This window comes from Bacillus sp. ABP14, from assembly GCF_001831375.1.
Classification (GTDB): domain Bacteria; phylum Bacillota; class Bacilli; order Bacillales; family Bacillaceae_G; genus Bacillus_A; species Bacillus_A paranthracis.
The window spans coordinates 4,991,808-5,014,432 of record NZ_CP017016.1; the positions used below are offsets into that span (position 1 = coordinate 4,991,808).

14 protein-coding genes are annotated in these 22,625 nt (G+C 36.2%); 5 read left to right on the forward strand and 9 right to left on the reverse strand.

The genetic code is table 11. The features are described from left to right. Positions 1–50: 50 nt before the first annotated feature. The 3 genes from BGI23_RS26100 to BGI23_RS26110 all read left to right on the forward strand — a co-directional run bounded on the left by BGI23_RS26100 (position 51) and on the right by BGI23_RS26110 (position 12,212). Positions 51–9,800: a SpaA isopeptide-forming pilin-related protein gene (locus BGI23_RS26100; protein ID WP_070807235.1), complete on the forward strand. Its 9,750-nt coding sequence runs from the start codon at positions 51–53 to the stop codon at positions 9,798–9,800. A 490-nt stretch (positions 9,801–10,290) separates the two neighbouring features. Next, a complete protein-coding gene (locus BGI23_RS26105; protein ID WP_070807236.1) occupies positions 10,291–11,691 on the forward strand; it encodes a M28 family metallopeptidase in 1,401 nt (466 codons plus the stop codon). A 146-nt stretch (positions 11,692–11,837) separates the two neighbouring features. After that, positions 11,838–12,212 carry a hypothetical protein gene (locus BGI23_RS26110; protein WP_042876132.1) on the forward strand — a complete coding sequence of 125 codons (375 nt, stop codon included), beginning with the start codon at positions 11,838–11,840 and terminating at the stop codon, positions 12,210–12,212. Positions 12,213–12,237: 25 nt separating this feature from the next. On the opposite strand, the gene BGI23_RS26115 is transcribed toward BGI23_RS26110, so the two are convergent. The 5 genes from BGI23_RS26115 to BGI23_RS26135 form a co-directional block, all read right to left on the reverse strand. Next, on the reverse strand, positions 12,238–12,909 hold the full coding sequence (locus BGI23_RS26115) for a hypothetical protein (protein ID WP_000568889.1): 672 nt from the start codon (positions 12,907–12,909) through the stop codon (positions 12,238–12,240). Next, positions 12,893–13,207 carry an anti-sigma factor gene (locus BGI23_RS26120; RefSeq protein ID WP_070807237.1) on the reverse strand — a complete coding sequence of 105 codons (315 nt, stop codon included), beginning with the start codon at positions 13,205–13,207 and terminating at the stop codon, positions 12,893–12,895. Before BGI23_RS26120 ends, BGI23_RS26115 begins: the two co-directional genes overlap by 17 nt. Next, positions 13,188–13,721 carry an RNA polymerase sigma factor gene (locus tag BGI23_RS26125; RefSeq protein WP_001980638.1) on the reverse strand — a complete coding sequence of 178 codons (534 nt, stop codon included), beginning with the start codon at positions 13,719–13,721 and terminating at the stop codon, positions 13,188–13,190. The genes BGI23_RS26120 and BGI23_RS26125 overlap by 20 nt, the downstream gene beginning before the upstream one ends. Before the next feature lie 396 nt (positions 13,722–14,117). Beyond that, on the reverse strand, positions 14,118–15,788 hold the full coding sequence (gene argS / locus BGI23_RS26130; RefSeq protein ID WP_001086449.1) for an arginine--tRNA ligase: 1,671 nt from the start codon (positions 15,786–15,788) through the stop codon (positions 14,118–14,120). Continuing rightward, positions 15,788–16,225, reverse strand: a complete 438-nt coding sequence (locus BGI23_RS26135; RefSeq protein WP_000414867.1) for a YwiB family protein — start codon at positions 16,223–16,225, stop codon at positions 15,788–15,790. The genes argS and BGI23_RS26135 overlap by 1 nt, the downstream gene beginning before the upstream one ends. A gap of 202 nt (positions 16,226–16,427) precedes the next feature. Here BGI23_RS26135 and BGI23_RS26140 point away from each other — a divergent pair, with 202 nt between their 5' ends. After that, a complete protein-coding gene (locus tag BGI23_RS26140) occupies positions 16,428–17,414 on the forward strand; it encodes a S66 family peptidase (protein ID WP_070807238.1) in 987 nt (328 codons plus the stop codon). Positions 17,415–17,439: 25 nt separating this feature from the next. On the opposite strand, the gene BGI23_RS26145 is transcribed toward BGI23_RS26140, so the two are convergent. Next, positions 17,440–17,802: a YxeA family protein gene (locus tag BGI23_RS26145; RefSeq protein ID WP_016719024.1), complete on the reverse strand. Its 363-nt coding sequence runs from the start codon at positions 17,800–17,802 to the stop codon at positions 17,440–17,442. A 233-nt stretch (positions 17,803–18,035) separates the two neighbouring features. Here BGI23_RS26145 and BGI23_RS26150 point away from each other — a divergent pair, with 233 nt between their 5' ends. Next, complete coding sequence (locus BGI23_RS26150; protein ID WP_000996323.1) at positions 18,036–19,073, forward strand: PTS sugar transporter subunit IIC; 1,038 nt, start codon at positions 18,036–18,038, stop codon at positions 19,071–19,073. 283 nt (positions 19,074–19,356) lie between these two features. Here the strand turns inward: BGI23_RS26150 and speB are convergent, their stop codons facing one another. The 3 genes from speB to BGI23_RS26165 form a co-directional block, all read right to left on the reverse strand. Then, positions 19,357–20,229 (reverse strand): agmatinase, encoded by an 873-nt coding sequence (speB, locus tag BGI23_RS26155; RefSeq protein ID WP_001209831.1) that lies wholly within the window; start codon positions 20,227–20,229, stop codon positions 19,357–19,359. A gap of 217 nt (positions 20,230–20,446) precedes the next feature. Then, positions 20,447–21,274, reverse strand: coding sequence for a polyamine aminopropyltransferase (speE, locus tag BGI23_RS26160; protein WP_000424696.1), 828 nt, complete (start codon positions 21,272–21,274; stop codon positions 20,447–20,449). Between the two features lie 186 nt (positions 21,275–21,460). After that, positions 21,461–22,624, reverse strand: a complete 1,164-nt coding sequence (locus BGI23_RS26165; RefSeq protein WP_000444219.1) for an MFS transporter — start codon at positions 22,622–22,624, stop codon at positions 21,461–21,463. Position 22,625: the final 1 nt, after the last annotated feature.

Below are 22,625 nucleotides of genomic sequence, written 5' to 3' on the forward strand. Positions count from 1 at the left end.
CATGTGGAATATATTCCTCAGTGAACAAATGAATGTTCAAAGGAGGCAAAATGAAAAAACTTTTCAATATATGTTTAATTGTATTTGTACTATTTTCACAGTTTATTAGTTTCCCGTACAATCAGGCAAAAGCTGAGACTTTAAAGGAAACTTCATTATTTGACACTGTTGAGATGAAAGATGCAACGGATCATATTATTGACGAAGCAAAAAATCCTAACAACTTAATAAAGATAGGATCAACCATTCAAGTAGAATATGCTTGGTCAATAAAAGATCAACAAGTTGTACATGCAAACGATACAACAGTAATTCAAATACCACTTGCATTAAAAGTATCTAAAGATTTACAAGGAGATTTAGTAACAGATCAAAAAAATATTGGTCAATATTTTATAACAGCTAAAGATAATAAATTAAAACTAATATTTAATGATCAAGTAGAAAATTCGAAAGATACTAAGGGAAAAATTAAAATTGATACTGTGTTTAACCCAACTTTAAAAACTGAAGAGAAATCAGTTCAAATCGCTTTTCCTTTAGGCACACTGGTTCAGCCTATAACAGTTCCTATTCAAGTAGAAGATTCTAAAGAAGATGGCACCAAACAGGATACTAATAAACAAGTGCCAGATCAAGTAGCTAAATCTGCTACTGATAATCCGGAGCAAGATTCAGCAACTAAACCTGTTACTGATAATCCGGAACAACATTCAGCAACTAAACCTGCTGCTGACAATCCGGAACAAAACCCAGCAGCTAAACCTGCTACTGACAATCCGGAACAAAACCCAGCAGCTAAACCTGCTACTGACAATCCGGAACAAAACCCAGCAGCTAAACCTGCTACTAACAATCCGGAACAAAATCCAGCAACTAAACCTGCTGCTGATAACCAAGAACAAAATCTAGCAAGCGATCCTGCTGAGAGTACAAATTCAGGTCCAAAGCAAATAACAACAAACATTTTAACGGGTGTAAAGTTGACGGATAAAGACGGAAAACCATTTACAGAGGATAACCGTCCAAGTACAGATTCCCCTGCCAATATTGAGTTTACATGGGAACTTTTAAAATCGATGAATGTTAAAAGTGGAGATTACTATATTTTTGATCTTCCTAAACACTTTAAGATTTACAATACAATTAACAGTCCTTTATACGATAGTGAAAACAATCCAATTGGTAACTTTACTGTTACAAAAGATGGAAAAGTCACGATGACATTTAACGATTATGTTGAAGAACATCCAGATGTTGTTGGTAACCTACAATTAAAGACAGAATTTAATAAAGCTGAAATTAAAGGTACAACAACACAAGAAATTCCTTTCCCAATTAAAGATAACGATGTTTCTATTACAGTTGACTTTAAGCCTAATGTAAAAACAGCCACGAACAAAAAGGGGTTACCTGATAGACCAATTAATACAAATGAAATTAATTGGACAGTAGAGATGAATAAAACGAAAGACACCCTTAAAAACGCCGTTTTTAAAGATAACATCCCACAAGGTACAAGCTTAAATAAAGATTCTATTAAAGTTTATTATTTAGAAGTCGATGTTAACGGGAACGCAACACGTGGTAAAGAAGCCGATCCAGAAGATTACAAAATTATTTCATCAGATGGTTCAAAATTGGAGATTGCTTTTAAGGAGAATATCAGTAAAGCATACCAAATCGAATATGCCACAAAAATTACTGATGAAAATGTAAAAGACTTCCGAAATAACGTTACGATAACGAGTGATAATCAAAAACAACAAAACGCAAGCTCTACTGTAACGGTTTCTCGTGGTACACATTTAAACAAAACAAGTAAATATGATCCAAAGACGCAAACGATTGAATGGACAATTACTTACAACGGTGATCAAAAAAATATCAAAAAAACTGATGCACTTTTAAAAGATATTTTTGACGATACACATGAACTAGATACAAATTCTATCGTTGTGAAAAACGCTTCCTACGATGATAATGGAAGGCTTGTAACAGGAGATACTGTTAATAATTACACTGTAAGTAACAAGAAGAATGGATTCGATTTACAGTTTAATGAGGATATTAATAGTGCTTATGTAATTACCTATAAAACAAAGCCAACTGATAATGTCATAAAAGATGGAAAAGTAAAAAATACAGTTACAGCTGATAATGGTTCAAGTAAAGAAAATGAGGTTGGCTTCAAGCAGCAAAATATTATTAAATCTAATAATAAAGCTGAAACAAACTATAAAGACAAAACAACAACCTGGACAATTACGGTAAATAATAACAACTATCCATTAAACAACGCGATCATTACGGATACCTTTGACCATGGTGGATTACAATTAAAAGATAAAAAACTAGAAATTAAAGACGGAGATTATACCCTTCAAGCTGGGACTGATTATGTTTTAGATGTAACAGATAAAGGTTTCAAAATTACCCTTATAGGTACATATCAGTCTAATATGACAAAGACATTAGTCGTAAAATATACGACAGACTTTGACTATACAAAATTAGAAAGTGGTAAAACTTCGTTTAAAAATACAGGTAACCTATCTTGGATAGATGCAGGGTCCAATCCACAATCAAATAAAGTTGAAGCGGACTTTGATCCTGATACTTTCACAAAGGCGAATGGATATAAATACGGTTCTTATAACGCCCAAACGAAAGAAATCACTTGGATAATAGGTTTTAATTATAATAATGTTGAGATTAAAGATCCATATGTTATAGACGTAATACAAGATAAACAAAAGTTAGTACCAGGATCCATTGAAGTGCGCGATATGATTTTAAATGGAAGTCCTGACAATGCACAACCTGGTAATGCTGTACCAACTGAGAAATATGAACTTGAAGAACCTACAGAGAAAAATAAAAACACCCTAAAGGTTCATTTCAAACAATCAATTAATTCACCTTACTATATTATCTTTAAAACAAGCCTCGATGGTGAACTTATCCAAGGCATCTACAAAAACGAGGCAGAGTTAAAAGATGGCTCTAAAATTGTAAACACGCTTAAAGGTGATGCTCAAGTAAATAAAGGTGGCAGCTTCGTTACTAAAAAAGCTGTGCAAGATGACAACTATATTAATTGGAGTATTGCAATTAATGAAAGCCAATCGACCATTGCAGACGCAGTTGTAACAGACGATCCAACAGACAATCAAGTACTTGTGGAAGATTCATTCCACTTATATCCTACAACTGTCGATTACTATGGAAATGTAACAAAAGATACAGCAAATGAATTAAAACAAGGAACAGACTATAAACTCAAAATAACAACAGACAATAATACCGGAAAGCAACATTTTGAAATTGCTTTCTTGAAGAAAATTGATCGAGCTTATATTTTAGAATATCGTTCATTTATTAATGCAGACGATAAAGAAAAAGTAAGTAATAAAGCAAAAATCACAGGCAATAAGTTAACAGTAACAAATACAGAAACTACCGAAACGATTGAAGTACGAATGTCTTCCGGTTCCGGCGGAGGATCTGCTACTACAGGTCGTGGAAACCTTGAAATTATAAAGGTAGATAACGACAATAAGAACACTCCATTAGCTGGAGCAGAATTCACTTTATACGATCGTACAGGTAAAACTGTTATCCGTAAAATTACAACAGACAAAGATGGTATCGCTAAATTTAATAACTTAAAACGCGATAAATATTTATTAAAAGAAACAAAGGCTCCTGAAGGCTATGTAATTAGCTGGGAGTTAAAACAAGGGAAAATTGTTGAACTTGGTACACAAGAGACTACAACATATAAACTTGTAAATAAGAAGTTTGTCGGGAAAGTAGTTTTAACAAAGTCTGATGACCTGAACAAAAACGTAACACTACAAGGTGCCGTTTTCACACTACTTGATAAAGACAAAAAAATAATTTCAGAACATGAAAAATTAACAACAAATGATAAAGGACAAATTACTGTAGATAATTTAAAACCAGGAACTTACTACTTAAAAGAAACAAAGGCTCCTGAGCATTATAAATTAGATGATCGACTGATTGAGGTTAAAATCGCGGAAGATCAAACAACAGTAATAAACCGCACTGCAACAAACAGCTTGATTCCAGGCGCGGCCATTTTAACAAAAGTCGATAAAGATGGAAAAACTTTAGCTGGTGCGGAGTTCAGTGTAAGAGACCGGAATAACATAAAAATTCCTGGTTATGAAAAGTTAACGACAAATGATCAAGGACAAATCGAAGCAAAAGATTTACGCCCTGGAGACTATCAATTTGTCGAAGAAAAAGCACCGAAAGATTACGACATAGATAAAAAACCGATTGAGTTTACAATTGTAAAAAGTCAAAAGAAAGCAGTTACTGTTACTGCGACAAATCACCTCATTAAAGGTGGCGTCACTTTAACAAAAACTGATGATATCGATGGTACAGCTCTTGCAGGTGCGGTATTTAAAATTGTCGATGCTAATGATGAAAAGAAAGTCATTCGCGAAAATGTAACAACTGGTGCGGATGGTAAAGTAACTGTTAAAGACTTAGAGCCTGGTACGTATAAATTTATTGAAACAGAAGCTCCTAAGGATTATGTGTTAAATACAAATCCTATCGAGTTTACAATCGATAAAAGCCAACAGTCATTTGCTACTGTTACGGCAACTAACAGTTTAAAAACAGGAGAAGTTGAATTATTAAAAGTTGATGAATTCGGTGATAAAAAACCTCTAAAAGGTGCCGTATTTAAAATTGTTGATGTAAATAATAATGATGTTCGTACTGACCTAACTACAGATGCTGATGGAAAAACAAAAGCTGATAAGCTACGTCCTGGTACGTATAAATTTATTGAAACAGCTGCTCCTGAACATTACGTTTTACGAGCAGAACCTATTGAATTTACAATCGATAGAAGTCAGAAAGAAACTCTACTTGTGAAAGCTGAAAATGCTTTAAAACCAGGAGATGTTGAATTAACGAAAGTTGATGATATTGATGGTACAGCTCTTGAAGGTGCGGTATTTAAAATTGTCGATGCTAATGATGAAAAGAAAGTCATTCGCGAAAATATAAAAACTGGTGCGGATGGTAAAGCTATCGCTACTGGCTTACGCCCTGGCGATTATAAATTTATCGAAGTAACAGCACCGAAGTATTACGATAAAAATACAAATCCAATCAAGTTCACAATTACAGAAAGTCAAACAACGTCGGCTACTGTTACTGCTAAAAACAGCTTAACAAAAGGCGGTATTGAATTAACAAAAGTGAATGCTGCAGATGAAAAGGAAACACTTGAAGGTGCGGTATTTAAAATCGTTAATAGAGATACAAATGAAGATGTTCGTACGGAACTTGTTACGAATAGTAAAGGAATGCTAATTGTTGACGACTTACGTCCTGGTAACTATAAACTTATCGAAACAAAGGCTCCAACTTATTACGATGTAAATGTAGAACCTATTGAATTTACAATCGAAAAAGGACAACAAAAACTTCTTCCACTTACATTTAAAAATAGTTTAACGAAAGGAAAAGTTAAACTTATTAAAGAAGATGATGTGGAGAGTAGTATCGCTCTTGCCGGCGCAGTGTTCACATTACAAGACGCAACAGGCAAAGAAATTGCGAAAGATTTAAAAACAGATGATTACGGAGTAATAGTTATTCCTGATTTAGCACCAGGAGATTATCAATTTATTGAAACCTCAGCTCCTGAACATTATAAATTAGATCAAACGCCTATTAAGTTCACGATTAAAAAAGGTAGCAAGGATGACCTTCCAGTCCCTGTCACTGTAACAAATAGTTTACTTACAGGTGGCGTTACTTTAACAAAAGTTGATGACATTGATGGCGTTACTCTTGAAGGCGCAGAATTTATAATTGTTGATGCTCATGATACGACAAAGGTAGTTCGTAAAGGATTAACTACCGATGAACATGGTAAAGTTTCTGCTTCTGACTTACGCCCAGGTGACTATCAATTTATTGAAGTAAAAGCTCCAAAAGACTATGACTTAAGGAAAGATCCTATTCCGTTCACTATCGGAAAAAGTCAAAAAGAAAATATTAACGTTACCGCTACTAACAGCTTAAAGAAAGGTGCAGTCACATTAACGAAAATTGATGACATCGATCGTACAATGTTGAAAGGTGCAATCTTTAAAATTGTTGATATGAATGGTAACGAAGTTCGCACAAACCTTGGTACAGATAAAAATGGAAAAATTTCCGTTTCTGATTTACGTCCTGGAGACTATCAGTTCATTGAAACAAAGGCTCCTGAGCACTATGTATTAGACGAAACACCGATTCCATTTACAATTGAAAGAAGTCAAACGAAAGAGATCAATGTTACAGGGAAAAATACCTTGAAAAAAGGTAGCGTTGAATTAATAAAAATTGACGATATTGATACTGATACGAAGCTCGCTAATGCTGTATTTAATTTATTAGATGCAGACGGAGAAGTAGTTGAAGAAGGCTTAAAAACAAATGATGAGGGAAAAATCATTGTTGAAAACCTACGTCCTGGCACGTATCAATTCGTTGAGACAATAGCTCCTGAACATTACGATTTAAATAAAAAACCGATCAAATTTACAATTAAGAAAAGCCAAACTGAAACGCTTCATGTTACGGCTAAAAACGCTCTAACAAAAGGTAGCGTTGAACTTTCTAAAGTAGATGACATCGATGATACTAAACTTGAAGGTGCTGTATTTAACATTGTTGATATGAACGGTACTGTAATTCATAAAGATCTTGTTACAAATAATAAAGGAAAAATCGAAATCGATGACCTACGTCCAGGTAATTATCAATTCATCGAAACGAAAGCTCCTAAGCATTACGTTTTAGATGAAACACCGATCCCTTTCACTATTGAAAAAGGACAAAAGAAAGCTATTTCTTTAACTGCTAAAAATAGCTTACAACAAGGTAGTATTGAACTACTTAAAGTAGATGATCTAAACGATCAAATGAAACTTTCTGATGCGGTATTTAATTTACTAGACCAAAACGGGAAAGTGCTTAGAACAGATTTAAAAACAAATAATGAAGGAAAAATCGTTGTTGAAAATTTACGTCCTGGTACGTATAAATTTGTCGAAACAACAGCTCCGAAACATTATGATTTAGACAAAAAACCAATTGTAGTTACAGTTGAAAAAAGCCAAAAAGATATTGCTACTGTTACTATGAAAAATAGTTTAACAAAAGGCGGCGTTGAACTTTCTAAAGTGGATGACGTCGACGGTGCTACTCTTGAAGGCGCAGTATTTAACATTGTTGATATGAAGGGTACTGTAATTCGCGAGAATCTTACTACAAATTCACAAGGTAAAATTAGCGTTCCTGACCTACGTCCAGGTGATTATCAATTCATCGAGACAAAGGCTCCGAAACATTACGATTTAAATAAAGAACCGATTCCTTTCACTATTGAAAAAGGACAAACCGAACCGATTTCTGTTACTGCTAAAAATAGTTTAACAAAAGGTGCGGTAGAACTTTCTAAAATGGATGATATCGACGGTACGGCTCTTGAAGGTGCAGTATTTAAAATTGTTGATATGAACGGCAATGACGTTCGCACTGGCATTACGACAGATGCGAAAGGTAAAGTTTCTATTCCCGATTTACATCCTGGAGACTATCAATTTATTGAAACAACGGCTCCTAAGCACTATAAACTAGATGCTACACCAATTAAATTTACAATTGAGAAAAGCCAAGCAGAGAAATTACAAGTCACTGCTAAGAACAGCTTAATTGAAGGTGCGGTAGAGTTAATTAAAGTGGATGATATAAATCCAGATACAAAACTTTCTGATGCAGTATTTAACATCATTGATGCGAAAGGGAAAATTGTTCGCACAAATTTAACTACTAATAAAGACGGGAAAGTTTCTGCTTCTAATTTAAGACCAGGAGATTATCAATTCGTAGAAACGAAAGCTCCGAAAGATTATGATTTAAATAATACACCGATTCCTTTCACTATCGAAAAAAGCCAAACAACTCACGTTTCTGTTACTGCTAAAAACGGCTTGACTAAGGGTGGCGTTGAATTAACGAAAGTTGACTCTTTAGATGCGAAAGAAACGCTAGAAGGTGCGGTATTTAAAATTACTGATATGAACGGTAATGATATTCGTACGAATTTAGTTACCAATAAAGACGGAAAAATCATCGCTAAAGACTTACAACCTGGAGACTATCAATTTATTGAAACGAAAGCTCCAAAACATTATGACTTAAATGAAGATCCTATTAAGTTCACAATTGAAAGAAGTCAAACAAAGCATGTCTTCGTTACAGCTACTAACAGCTTAACGAAAGGTAGTGTGGAGTTAATTAAAGTCGATGATGTTGAAAAAAACACAACACTCGAGGGTGCGGTATTTAAAATTGTTAATAAGGATGGACACGACGTCCGTACTGATTTAACTACTGATAAAAACGGCCGTTTAGTTGTGGATGAATTACCACCAGGAGACTATGAGTTTATCGAAACAAAAGCTCCTACTCATTATGACTTAAACGAAACACCTATTAAGTTCACAGTTAAAAAAGGACAAGAAAAAATTGCTTCTGTTACCGCTAAGAATAGCTTAACGAAAGGCGCTGTGGAATTAACGAAAGTTGATGACGTCGACGGCGCTACTCTTGAAGGCGCAGTATTTAAAATCATTGATATGAATGGCAATGACGTTCGTTCTGATTTAACTACTAATAAAGATGGAAAAATTTCTGTTTCTGATTTACGTCCGGGAGACTATCAGTTTATTGAAACGAAGGCTCCTACTCATTACGACTTAAATCAAAACCCTATCAACTTTACTGTTGAAAAGAGTCAAACCACTACTGCTTCTGTTACCGCTAAGAATAGCTTAACGAAGGGCGCTGTGGAATTAACGAAAGTCGATGACATCGACGGCTCTACTCTTGAAGGAGCTATCTTTAAAATCGTTGATATGAACGGCAATGACGTTCGCACTGATTTAACTACTGATAAAGATGGCAAAATCTCTGTTTCTGATTTACGTCCAGGAGACTATCAGTTTATTGAAACGAAAGCTCCTACTGGATACGATTTAAACGCTAAGCCAATTCCTTTCACTATTACGAAAGGACAATCTCAAGTTACTTCTGTGACTGCTTTAAATAGTTTAACAACAGGTTCAATAGAATTAACTAAAGTTGATATGGATCACAATGGAACACTTGAGGGTGCCATTTTCAATATTTTAGATCAAGATGGAAAAGTAGTACGAGAAGGCTTAAAAACAGATGGTCATGGTAAATTAATCATAAATGATTTGAAACCTGGCAATTATCAACTAGTGGAAACAAAAGCTCCTGAAGGCTATCAATTAGATGCATCACCAATAAGCTTTACAATTGAAAAAGCCCAAGCTGCACCACTACAAATTACAGTTTCAAATAAAAAGATTGAATCTTCATCAGGTGGAGATAATGAATCAATTACTCCTCCGAATAAAGAAGAGAAACCAGGTAAGGAAACTTCCGAAGAACTAGAAAAAGAAAATCCTGAAACACCTGGTACAGAAACTTCTGAAGAACTAGAAAAAGGAAATCCTGAAGCACACGGTAAAGGAACTTCCGAAGAACTAGAAAAAGGTAACCCTGAAACACAAATAAACAAACAGCAAGATGACCGAAATACGGGTAAAGAACTTCCAAATACAGGTCACAAAAAAGATTCTACTCAAACAGTAGGTATCTTACTTCTACTAGCTGGTTTGTTAAGTATTTTAGTTACAAAACGAAAAAAATATTATTAATAGTTTTTCACACCCAATCAAGTGAACATTTGATTGGGTGTTTTTTTATACAAAAAAGGACGATACATAGAGTATCGTCCTTTTAACGGGGTGAGGCTGTCCAAAAGTACGGAAAACCTTTGAACAGCCTCGTATTTTCATATGGATGCCTTACATATATCACTGATGATAATTATGAAATGCGGAAACATATTTATCATCACATGATTCAAACACGAGAAAAGAAACCCTACAGTGGATTCTTTTCTCTACATAATCTAAAGTTTGGGTACACTAGATTCATGCAATGTAGGAGCTTTCCAAATAGAAAGCGAACCTTCGTTTAAAATGATAGCATACATATCTCCGTCAAAAATATGCAAATGTGCATATAGCGTTTTTTATTTCTCAATGTCAGAATATTGAAAAACAATAAAGATAAGGGTAAAATGAAGTCGTTATCCGTCTTCTTTTGTCAGTCAGAGAGAATAGGAGAATAGGAGAGGAAAAAATGAAAAAATCTTTGAAACAAAAAATAGTAAGCTCTTTGCTTGCTGTATCACTCGCTGTTAGCATAGCTCCAGTCGGACAAGCCAAAGCTGATTCCACGTCAGAAATCACACAAACTTCACCTATCACAAAACAAGTTGATGCAAGCCGCGCTATCGAACACATCCGTTTCTTATCCGAAACAATTGGTCCTCGCCCTGGTGGAACAAAATCAGAAGAATGGGCTTCTCGCTACGTTGGTATGCAGCTTAAATCAATGGGCTATGAAGTAGAATATCAACCATTCCAAGTGCCGGATCAATACGTTGGATTTATTGAATCACCATTATCCACAAAGCGTAATTGGCAAGCTGGTGCTGCTCCTAACGCACTAATTTCTACAGAGGCTGTTACGGCTCCTCTTATCTTTGTTCAAGGTGGGACAAAATTAGAGGATATCCCAAATGAAGTAAATGGAAAAATTGTTCTATTCGAAAGAGGAACAACAGTAGCTGACTATAATAAACAAGTTGAAAATGCCGTTAGCAAAGGAGCAAAAGGTGTTCTTTTATACAGTTTAATTGGTGGACGTGGAAACTACGGACAAACTTTCAATCCCCGCCTAACGAAAAAGCAATCTATCCCTGTCTTTGGTCTTGCTTATGCGCAAGGAAATGCATTTAAAGAAGAAATCGCTAAAAAAGGGACAACAATTCTTTCCCTAAAAGCGAGACATGAATCTAATTTAACGTCATTAAACGTCATTGCTAAAAAGAAGCCAAAAAATAGTACAGGTAATGAAAAAGCTGTCGTTGTAAGTTCACACTACGATAGTGTCGTTGGAGCACCTGGAGCAAATGACAATGCTTCTGGTACAGGGTTAGTATTAGAGTTAGCACGCGCTTTTCAAAATGTAGAAACTGATAAAGAAATTCGTTTTATTGCTTTCGGTTCTGAAGAGACTGGCCTACTTGGTTCCGATCATTACGTTAATAGTCTATCCCAAAAAGAACGTGACCGGATTTTAGGTGTCTTTAACGCAGACATGGTTGCAACAAATTACGATAAGGCGAAGAATTTATATGCTATGACGCCTAACGGTTCTCCAAATCTTGTAACAGACGCAGCCTTACAAGCAGGTAAACAATTAAATAATGACCTCGTTCTGCAAGGGAAATTTGGCTCTAGTGATCACGTACCGTTTGCTGAAGTTGGTATTCCTGCGGCTCTATTTATCTGGATGGGTGTCGATAGTTGGAATCCATTAATCTACCATATCGAAAAGGTATATCACACACCTCAAGATAACGTATTTGAGAATATTTCACCTGAACGTATGAAAATGGCATTAGAGGTTATTGGAACAGGAGTTTATAATACACTTCAAAAACCTGTCGCTCAAACTGAACAAAAAGCTGCTTAGTCATTTAAAAGACCACCGATTTTTATCAGTGGTCTTTTATTGAGAAAAAATATATATGCATAAAAGCATATTTTCTCCTACTCATTATCGTATACAATATTAACTGTAACAAAAATGATTACAACAATTAAGGAGGCTTTTCTACTATGAAAAAAATGATTTTAGCCGGTGCATTAACTTTAGCAGGAATTACTGGTGCTACCGCGTTTATTCCTGAAACAAAGGCCGCTGCCGCTACTCAAGAACAAAGCTTTACAAAATTTTATTCTTTGCAAACTGGAAGTAGTTCTGAACAAGAACCTGTTTTCCTTCAAAAGGGACAAGAGTTAACAATTCAACCTAACAGCAAAACCCCTAGTTACAGTGTTTATGACTCAAATCATAACCTTATTGGACGTTATTCTGATGGCTATGGCCGAATTTTCACTGCAAAAGCAGATGGGAATATGTACGTTCAATTTCATGCACCTTATGTTTACTATAGTCCTGTTAGCTTTTCGGTTACGTATACAATCCGATAAAATAAAGGGCCCTTCCCAAGGGCCTTTATTTTGTTTCCCAATTCACTTTTACAAAACCATCTTTCACCATTAAACCACTTATACTAAATACATACTTTTCATTCGCTTTCAATGTAGCTTTAAAAGTACCTTTTTTCGATTCACAGATCTCTTTTAACTCTCTTATACCTTCTCCTTGCCTTTCATACAAGCTAAAGCATAAATTCCCACGTTTTGCATCCGTCTCATAAGAAAATGTTACTTCTGTATCTTTTGCATACTCAAGTTCAATATCTTTCTCAGCAATATCCCATGATGAGAATTTTGCCTCGTAACTTGTCTCTCCTTGCTTCTCATTTTCTAAATATACATCTCCTGCTCTCCAGGTATCATCTAACGTCTGTGCAAAAGTAAAGCCACTAAGTAATACAAACATTGTACTTGCCAATATCGCAACTAATGTTACCTTCTGCTTTTTAACAAAATTCATCCTATATTCTCCTTCAACTTTCTTTTTACTTCTTCTCACCATATATAATAAAAATCCAATAAAGAATGGTAATATAACTGCTAAAACACTCCACCCTTTACTCATTTGATGTGCTTTCGCATCTGTATATACCCATGATGCAACACATATTAACAGTGCTATAAAAGCTAAAAGCATTGTCACTCCAGCTACTTCAAATATTACAAACGGGTTAGCGAACTCTATCATGTAATTTATACTCCTTCTTTAAAAACGACTGTATGACAACATATATAGGAATGTATAGGTGCATCATAATAACTATCGTTATAATGACAGATATTTTATGCTCCAAATGACTAACAAACTGCTCTAGGGTGACTGTTAATACAATCATCCAAATAGCATGAATGAAAACAACCCATCTCTTCTCTAATTTCCGAGCATTTCGCATGCCCTGCTTCGTATTATTTATTAGCTCTTCGCTAGGAAGCATCTCTTCCGCTAAACTACTTTTTATCTTTTGATCAAATTTGTCTTCCTTCATAAACGAACCCCTCCAAATGTTCTCGCATTTGCTTCTTCGCATAATTAAGGCGGTATTTCACCGTACCAATTGGTATATTTAATATTTCACTCATTTCCTTGTAAGAATATTGTTCATAGTAGTAGAGTACGAGCACTGTTTTATATTTTTCATTTAATAACTGTATAACTTCTCGTATCATTTCTGCTTCGACTTTTTGAATAAATTCTTCTGATATATTCACATCGTCTGCATGCTCAATTTCTCCGCCATCTTCTTTATGAAATAAATCCAATACACGATCTTTCCATCTTTTCTTTTTGCGATAAAAATCATAAAATGTACGAACACAAATTGTAGTAATCCACTTTTTATAATTCTCCACGTAAGAAAGTTGGTGCCGCGATGAAAAAACTTTTATCCACGTCTCTTGAAAAATATCTTCCGCGTCTTCTTTCGTCTTCGCTAACTTATAGCATAAGGAATATATTTGCTGCTTATATATATCAATTAATTCTTCTACCTTTTCTTCCATCGGAAACCTCCAGTCATTTATATAAGACGACGCAAATTCTCCTTTTGTTTGATAAAATTTTATTTTTTTATTATTTCCATACAAAAAGGCAATCACAACATCGTGTGATTGCCTTTTACTGAAAGCGAAAAATCGGCTCCGCTTTTCTTTATGTCTAGCTCTGCCTCCTAGCCCCTTCCGTCTAAGAACCTTCCCCACGAGAAGATAAAATGCATCTTCTGTGGGAAAGAACCTTAGCCTTCGGGACTAAACAGTCGACTCCGCTTTTCTTAATTGTCCAGCTCCAGCGGCTAGAATACTCGGTGGCTTCGCGCCTTCCTCCGAGGCAAAGTACGCCTCTCTGTCAGGAGCTCCATCCCCCTCCTATTCTGAACGAGCCGCTTCCGCTTTTCTTAATTACATTTTTTCTGGTGCAGATACTCCTACAATTGCTAATGCGTTTTGAAGTGTAGTGCGTACTGCTTTCATTAACTCGTAGCGAGCTTTACTTAATTCTAAGTTATCTTGGTTTAATACTTTTTCTGCATTGTAGAAGCTGTGTAATGTTGCTGCTAATTCAAATGCATAGTTTGTAATGCGGTGTGGTAGACGTTTTTGTGCTGCATCCGCAACTACTGCTGGGAATTCACCAAGTTTTTTCAGTAACTCCACTTCTTTCTCAGAAGTAACAAGTTTGTAGTTCACGTCTCCGCCTGTAGCTAATCCTAATTCTTCACCTTGACGAAGGATACTGCATACACGAGCATGTGCATATTGTGCATAGTATACTGGGTTTTCGTTAGATTTTGATACAGCTAAGTCCATATCGAAATCTAAATGAGAATCACCGCTACGCATTGCAAAGAAGTAACGCATTGCGTCCACGCCTACTTCTTCCATAAGCTCACGAAGTGTAACTGCTTTACCTGTACGCTTACTCATTTTCATTTTCTCACCATTTTGATACAGTTGTACCATTTGGATGATTTCTACTTCTAATGTTTCTTTATCGTAACCTAGCGCTTGAATAGCAGCTTTCATACGTGGAATGTAACCGTGGTGGTCAGCACCCCAAATGTTGATTAACTTATCGAAACCACGCTCTAATTTATCACGGTGATACGCGATATCTGGCGTTAAGTATGTGTAAGAACCGTCGTTTTTAATTAATACACGGTTTTTATCATCACCGTAAGTCATTGAGCGGAACCAAGTTGCACCGTCTTCTTCAAAAATCTCGTCGCGCTCTTTTAATACAGCAAGAGCTTGATCGATTTTTCCGTTTTTGTATAATGATGTTTCTGAGAACCATACATCAAATTTAACACGGAAACTTTCTAAGTCTTTTTGAAGTTTTGCTAACTCATATTTTAAACCGTACTCACGGTAGAATTCATAACTTTCTTTTTCATCAGCTTTCGCATAACGATCCCCAAACTCTTCAGCTAAACGCTTACCAATTGCAATGATGTCCGCACCATGGTATCCGTCTTCTGGCATTTCTTTCTCTAAGCCTAAAGCTTGCATGTAACGAGCTTCAACAGAAAGAGCTAAGTTATGGATTTGGTTACCAGCATCATTAATGTAGTACTCACGAGATACATCATATCCTGCTTTTGCTAATAGGTTACATAACGTGTCACCTACTGCTGCACCACGTGCATGTCCTAAGTGAAGGTCACCTGTTGGATTCGCAGATACGAACTCAACTTGTACTTTTTCACCTTTACCAGTATTCGTTTCACCGTAAGCTTCACCAGCATTAACGATCGTTGGGATTAAGTCTGTTAAGTAGCTATTATCCATGTAGAAGTTAATGAAACCAGGACCTGCGATTTCAATCTTTTCAATAGAAGCTTTTGCTTTATCGAAGTTTGCAACTAATTCTTCTGCAATCATACGAGGTGCTTTTTTCGCAACACGTGCAAGTTGCATTGCCATATTTGTAGAGAAGTCACCATTTGTTTTATCTTTTGGAGATTCTAATACTACATTTGGAATCTGTTCTTCTGTCGCTAATTCTGCCTTTAATACAGCAGCTTGAATTTCTTCTTTAATTAATCCTTTTACTTGTTCTAAAGAATTCATTATTTTGCCTCCTTCAAATTAATCGTAATTGTATATCTGCCAGCTTCTTGTTCACTTAGAAGCAATGCGTACGTTAAGAAGAGTTGTCCTTTTTTCTTTTCATCCGACCATTTAAAAAGAACGTTATCAGTCTTTGTTTGCAATGCAAACGTACCAAGTTCACTCGTGTACGTACCAGTTGTCCATTCACCTTTCACATGCGTTTGACGCATCGAAACAGCACCTGAACGCATAATGAGAACTTGTTCATCTTGGATTTTAATAATTGTTTTCACTTCGCCTTGTTCGTTCGGCTCTTGGAATGTTACGTATGTACCTTGACCTTTTACATAGTATTGACCATTTGCTTCAAAAGCAACGGTTTCCTTCCTCGCCCCTTCACGGATTTCTGTTACGAAATGAACGTGTACCGGCAAGCCTGCAAGTTGTTTCTCCACGTCTTGCACACCTTTCAAATGTTATAGATATTAAATACTACTTATAATAAATCACTTTTCCTATCATATCAAAAAAAACCTCTGTCTGTCTGCTGAAAAATCAGGAAAACTCCATTTCAAAACATAATTCACTCTCACTTTATTTCATATGATAAAATGTTTTTTAAATCTAAATATTCTTTCATTTAAAGGGGTGAATGAAGTGCTACCAACAAAATTGAAAAAAGGTGATGAAATTAGAGTTATTTCACCATCTTGTAGTTTAAGTATTGTCTCAACTGAAAACAGGAAGCTTGCTGTAAAAAGGTTAACCGAAATGGGCTTTCACGTTACATTTTCAACATATGCTGATGAGATAGACAGATTTGCTTCCTCTTCTATTTCTTCACGCGTTCAAGACCTTCACGAAGCATTTAAAGATCCGAATGTAAAAGCCATTTTGACGACACTTGGAGGATACAATTCTAATGGCTTATTAAAACATCTCGATTACGATTTAATTCGAGAAAACCCGAAATTTTTCTGTGGCTATTCGGATATCACTGCACTAAATAATGCAATTTACGCTAAAACAGGACTTGTTACATATTCAGGTCCCCATTTCTCTTCATTTGGAATGGAGAAAGGGCTCGAGTATACAACAGATTACTTTTTAAAATGCGTAACTTCTAATGAGCCGATTGAAGTCCTACCATCTGAAACATGGAGTGATGATTCTTGGTACATTGATCAGGAAAATCGAGAGTTTATTAAGAATGAAGGATACGTTTCGATTCACGAAGGAGAAGCTTCGGGAGATATTATCGGTGGTAATATGAGCACATTGAACTTACTGCAAGGTACACCATATATGCCAAACTTAAAGGATAAAATTTTATTTCTTGAAGAGGATAGTTTAACTGGGAGAGCTACTCTTAAAACTTTTGATCGATATTTACATTCTCTTATGCAGCAGCAAGATTTTGAACATGTAAAAGGCATCGTTATAGGAAAGATGCAAAAAGGCGCAGAATGTACGATAGAAGACGTGCAAGAAATGATTGCTTCAAAGCCTGAGCTTGCACATATCCCTATCATTGCAAACGCAAGTTTCGGTCATACAACCCCGATTTTCACTTTCCCAATTGGCGGACGTGCAACAATCATTTCTAACAAAGAAAAAACATCTATCACTATTTTAACGCACTAAAAAAGGAGCGAATGAGTCGCTCCTTTTATCGTTTTTCTATTTTTTCCAACGCTTTTTGCGGAATTGATTCTTTCGGGATTTCAGCCCATCCTTTTCCTTGCATACCTTTTGCATAAATTTTTATAAAAGCACCCGTATGCAATTCACGGTTCATCATTCTTTTAATAACCTGTAACTTTCCGTCTTCTGTATACCCTTTAAAAGTATACAAGTATTCTCCGTCTTTTTTCTCACCTTTATCTATAACCGCATAATAATCTTGTATTTCTTTATTTGAAAAGAAGTTGTCTACAAAAGCATGTACACCTTCTGTTTTTGTGTTCAAATAATACGCTGTTCCACCTAGAATAATGGCGAATACAGCTAAAACTTTAATTACCAATTTCATACATGAACCTCCTGTTTGCACTTCTTTTTCCCTAGTCATATATCTATACTTGTATTATACGAAAAATGGCATACTATACTCTATCTAAAAGTCTTACACTTTCCTTACATTATTGTAAGGGATTTTTTCTTGCAGCAAGTTCCCAAGAAAAATTTTTTCCGTTTCATACACTTTTATATTATTATTGAATGATACGAATTTTTATTACAAAAATCAAAGGAGACAGTTTTCAAATGGCTATCTTGCAAGGTTTAGCACTATTACTTGTTGTACTTTGTCTATTTACACTTTTTAGTTACCGTGCTCCTTACGGCATGAAAGCAATGGGTGCTTTAGCTAATGCAGCAATCGCAAGTTTTCTTATTGAAGCATTTCATCGTTATATAGGTGGAGAAATGTTTCATAATGACTTTTTACAATCAGTAGGAGAAGCTTCCGGTAGTATGAGCGGTGTCGCAGCAGCGATTTTAGTCGCATTAGCAATCGGTGTTTCCCCCGTATATGCTGTTTTAATCGGTATCGCTACTAGTGGATTTGGTATTTTACCAGGATTTTTCGCTGGATACGTTTGTGCCTTCGTCGTGAAATTTCTCGAAAAGAAATTACCGGCTGGTGTAGAGTTTTTAGCAATTTTATTTATCGCTGCACCAATCTCACGCGGAATGGCAATGCTTATGGATCCGCTCGTTAACGCAACGCTCGGTAAAATCGGTTCTATGATTTCAGTTGCAACTACAGAAAGCCCTATTATCATGGGTATTATGCTTGGTGGATTAATAACAGTTATTTCTACCTCTCCACTGAGTTCTATGGCACTAACTGCAATGCTCGGATTAACAGGTTTACCAATGGCAATTGGTAGTCTTGCCGTAGCAGCTTCAGCCCCGATGAACTTTATTTTCTTTAAGCGACTAAAAATTTGCTCGAAGAAAGACACAATCGCTGTAGCAATCGAGCCTTTAACACAAGCCGATGTTGTTTCAGCAAATCCAATTCCTATTTATGCGACAAACTTCGTTGGCGGTGCACTTGCTGGTATTATTACATCACTATTCCAGCTCGTTAATAACGCACCAGGAACAGCATCACCAATCCCAGGACTTCTTGTTTTATTCGGATTTAATGACGTTGTAAAAGTAACGATTGCTGCTGTATTATGTGGAATCGTTACCACGATTGTTGGATACATCGGATCAATCGTGTTCCGTAAATATCCAATTCGTTCTGCTGATGAAATTCGCGGCATTACTTCGGAAGAGAAGGTTGCATAAGAAAAAGAGCTATTCCCGTTGTTTGGGAATAGCTCCTTTTTGTGTTGCGTGATGGTAAATGAAATTATATCGGCGATTTTTCAAATATATCGACCGTAACTCGAATTATATCAGCGATTTTTCAAATATATCGACTTACCGACACATATCGACAAAATAAGGGCCCCCTATTCATATAGGGGCCCTTGTTTTATCCAGCTACAGCAGCTAGAATCTCCGGCCATTTCACACTCTCGGTCGAGCGTTCCAATGACCTGCGATTCTGAACGAGCCGATTCCGCTTTTACTTCACCCAACCGAGCAGCATTTCCCGCACGAATTTGCTTGCTGCGACTGGTGTTTGATCACTATGGTCGTAGACAGGAGCTACTTCTACTAAGTCTGCTCCAACTACATTTATATTTGAATTTGCAATTGCTACGATGGAATCTAATAATTCTTTAGATGTGATACCACCAGCTTCTAACGTTCCTGTTCCTGGAGCGTGAGCTGGGTCTAATACATCAATGTCGATTGTGACATAGACTGGGCGTCCTGCAAGTTTCGGTAATACTTCTTTTAACGGTTCTAATACGTCAAATTTATATAAGTTCATACCTACTTCTTTCGCCCATTCAAATTCTTCCTTCATTCCAGAACGAATCCCGAAAGAATATACGTTTTCCGGACCAATTAAATCACACACTTTACGAATTGGTGTAGAGTGGGATAAAGGCTCCCCTTCATACGATTCACGTAAATCAGTATGAGCATCCATATGGATGATTGCTAAATCCGGATATTTTTTTGCCATTGCCTTAAAAATTGGCCAAGACACTAAGTGCTCACCGCCGAGACCTAGTGGAAACTTATCGGCATCTAAAAGTTTTGATACATACTCTTCAATCATGTCTAAGCTGCGTTGTGCGTTTCCGAATGGTAATGGAATATCACCCGCATCAAAATATTTTACCTCTTCTAGTTCACGATCTAAATACGGACTATATTCTTCAAGACCGATTGATACTTCACGAATACGTGCAGGGCCAAAACGAGATCCCGGACGGTAACTTACTGTCCAATCCATAGGCATCCCATAAATAACTACCTTTGACTCTTCAAAACTTGGATGACTTTTAATAAATACTTTACCTGAATAAGCTTCATCAAAACGCATATTCTTTTCCTCCTTATGTGGAACTTAAGGTATCCCAACCTTTCATTATTTCTCAAATTTGGAGCGAGTTGCTCCTCTTTCTCGATTTACCAGGTCTTCTATTTCATAAAAAGAAGACAATTTTCTTTACAGAAGTGTAAATAGCTAGCATGTTCAAGTCTTCTGGACAAACACCTTAAATGAGCTACTTACACTTTATTTGTTCCGTGCGATTCTCTTACTTAATTAAATCGCCAACAAATTTCGGTAATGCGAATGCTGCATTGTGTAATTCTTTTGTGTAGTATTTCGTTTCGATTTCGTGGAAACGCTCTTCACTTACCTCTAATGGATCATGTTTTTTAGATCCGATTGTGAATGTCCAAAGACCACTTGGGTAAGTTGGAATGTTCGCTGTGTATAAACGAGTAATTGGGAAAATCTCTTTTACGTCTTTAAACACAGTTGTAATTAGCTCTGGTGTGAACCAAGGGTTGTCCGTTTGTGCAACGAAAATACCATCTTCTTTTAACGCTTTTGAAATTCCAGCGTAGAAGCCTTTTGTAAATAGGTTTACTGCTGGTCCTACTGGCTCAGTAGAATCTACCATAATTACGTCATATTCATTTTCGCTTTCTGCGATATGTAGGAAACCGTCTCCTACTTTTACTTCTACACGCTCATTATCTAATGCACCTGCAATTGATGGTAAGTACTGTTTAGAGTACTCAATTACTTTTCCATCGATTTCAACAAGAGTTGCTTTCTTTACGCTTGGGTGTTTTAACACTTCACGAATAACACCGCCATCGCCGCCACCAACAACTAATACGTTTTCAGGGTTTGGATGTGTAAATAAAGGTACGTGCGCTACCATTTCATGATAAACGAACTCATCTTTTTCTGTTGTCATAACCATGCCATCTAAAATAAGCATGTTTCCGAACTCTTCCGTTTCGACCATATCAAGTTTTTGGAATTCTGTTTGCTCCGTATGTAATGTGCGGTTAATACGCGCCGTAATCCCAAAATGTTTTGTTTGTTTTTCAGTGAACCATAGTTCCATCGTACAATCACGCCTTTCAATGCAAATTTATAATAGGGACATCATTAATGTCCCCTAACAAAAATAAAACAAAACATCCAAAATGTATAGTTAAAAGTACAAAAATACCGAAAATATATTTTAGTCAGAGGGTTCTAACATATGTGCAGGAAGGGTTTGCACCGTAAAAGGAAAGAAAACCCTTTCTTAAGAAAGGGCTTTTGTCTCTATTTCTACTGGTTTACGAATTGGAATTAGGATCATAATACAACCAACTAACACCACGATTCCACCTACTAAAAACGGACTTTGTGGTGAAACAGTATGACCGATAATTCCTGATAAAATTGGAGCAATTGCGCCACCTAACCAACGAACGAAGTTATAAACACCAGATGTAACAGATCTTTCATAAGGTGAAATATCCATTACATAACTTGTAAATAATGCATTATTTAATCCTGATGCTAATCCTGATAGAACAATTAATACAATTTGTAACCACATAATTTTCACGAAGAATAGTGCAATTAAGAACAGCGCAAATACGAGTAAACTGCCTTTCAACAATGTTTTCGGCTCATATTTCCCTTCTAGCTTATGTGCTAAAATTGCAGAACCGTAAGCTAACGCGAGTCCCCATCCACAAAATACAAAACCTAATTGAATAGCAGATAAATGCATAATAAGTGGTGAATATGCTAACACAACGAAAAATCCGTAGTAGTATAACATTCCTGAAATGGCGCCTTGCATAAACGGCTTATACTTCACCAGATTAAGTAATTCCCCTACGCCTGCCGCTTTACGCTTCACTTTTCGCTCTGGTTCTTTCACAAAGAAGAAAACTAAAATAAATGCTAAGAAAATTAAAATACTCGTCGCAAAAAATGGGTAACGCCAAGAATGTCCACCTAATATCCCGCCTAATAATGGTCCACCTGCCATTCCTAAACCGATAGCTGCTTCATATAACCCTACTGCTTCATGAACTTCTTTACTTAATGCAATCAATAAAGTCATCGCCGTTGCGAAGAACATCGCATTCCCTAATCCCCATCCAGCGCGGAAAAGAGATAACTGAGCAATCGTTTGCGATATACCGCATATAAACGCAAATACAGTCACGATCGCAAGACCGATTGTCATCATTCGTTTATCACCAAATCTCGATGCAAATATTCCGGCTGGTAACATCATAATTGCCATCGTCAAAATATACGCTGTAAATAACATCTCTACTTGCCAATGCGATGCACCAATCTTTTCAGCAATAATTGGCAAAATTGGATCGACTACCCCTATACCTGAAAAGGCAAGGAAAGTAGCCAACACTGTAATCAATCTCCCTAGTTTTTGTTTGCTCTCCATT

Coding starts and splice junctions, on each gene's coding strand:
- BGI23_RS26105 (WP_070807236.1), top strand. CDS start 10,291: ATGAAAAAATCTTTGAAACAAAAAATAGTAAGCTCTTTGCTTGCTGTA.
- BGI23_RS26125 (WP_001980638.1), bottom strand. CDS start 13,721: ATGGAAGAAAAGGTAGAAGAATTAATTGATATATATAAGCAGCAAATA.
- BGI23_RS26165 (WP_000444219.1), bottom strand. CDS start 22,624: ATGGAGAGCAAACAAAAACTAGGGAGATTGATTACAGTGTTGGCTACT.
- argS (WP_001086449.1), bottom strand. CDS start 15,788: ATGAATTCTTTAGAACAAGTAAAAGGATTAATTAAAGAAGAAATTCAA.
- BGI23_RS26110 (WP_042876132.1), top strand. CDS start 11,838: ATGAAAAAAATGATTTTAGCCGGTGCATTAACTTTAGCAGGAATTACT.
- BGI23_RS26100 (WP_070807235.1), top strand. CDS start 51: ATGAAAAAACTTTTCAATATATGTTTAATTGTATTTGTACTATTTTCA.
- BGI23_RS26145 (WP_016719024.1), bottom strand. CDS start 17,802: ATGAAATTGGTAATTAAAGTTTTAGCTGTATTCGCCATTATTCTAGGT.
- BGI23_RS26115 (WP_000568889.1), bottom strand. CDS start 12,909: ATGATAGAGTTCGCTAACCCGTTTGTAATATTTGAAGTAGCTGGAGTG.
- speB (WP_001209831.1), bottom strand. CDS start 20,229: ATGCGTTTTGATGAAGCTTATTCAGGTAAAGTATTTATTAAAAGTCAT.
- BGI23_RS26150 (WP_000996323.1), top strand. CDS start 18,036: ATGGCTATCTTGCAAGGTTTAGCACTATTACTTGTTGTACTTTGTCTA.
- speE (WP_000424696.1), bottom strand. CDS start 21,274: ATGGAACTATGGTTCACTGAAAAACAAACAAAACATTTTGGGATTACG.
- BGI23_RS26120 (WP_070807237.1), bottom strand. CDS start 13,207: ATGAAGGAAGACAAATTTGATCAAAAGATAAAAAGTAGTTTAGCGGAA.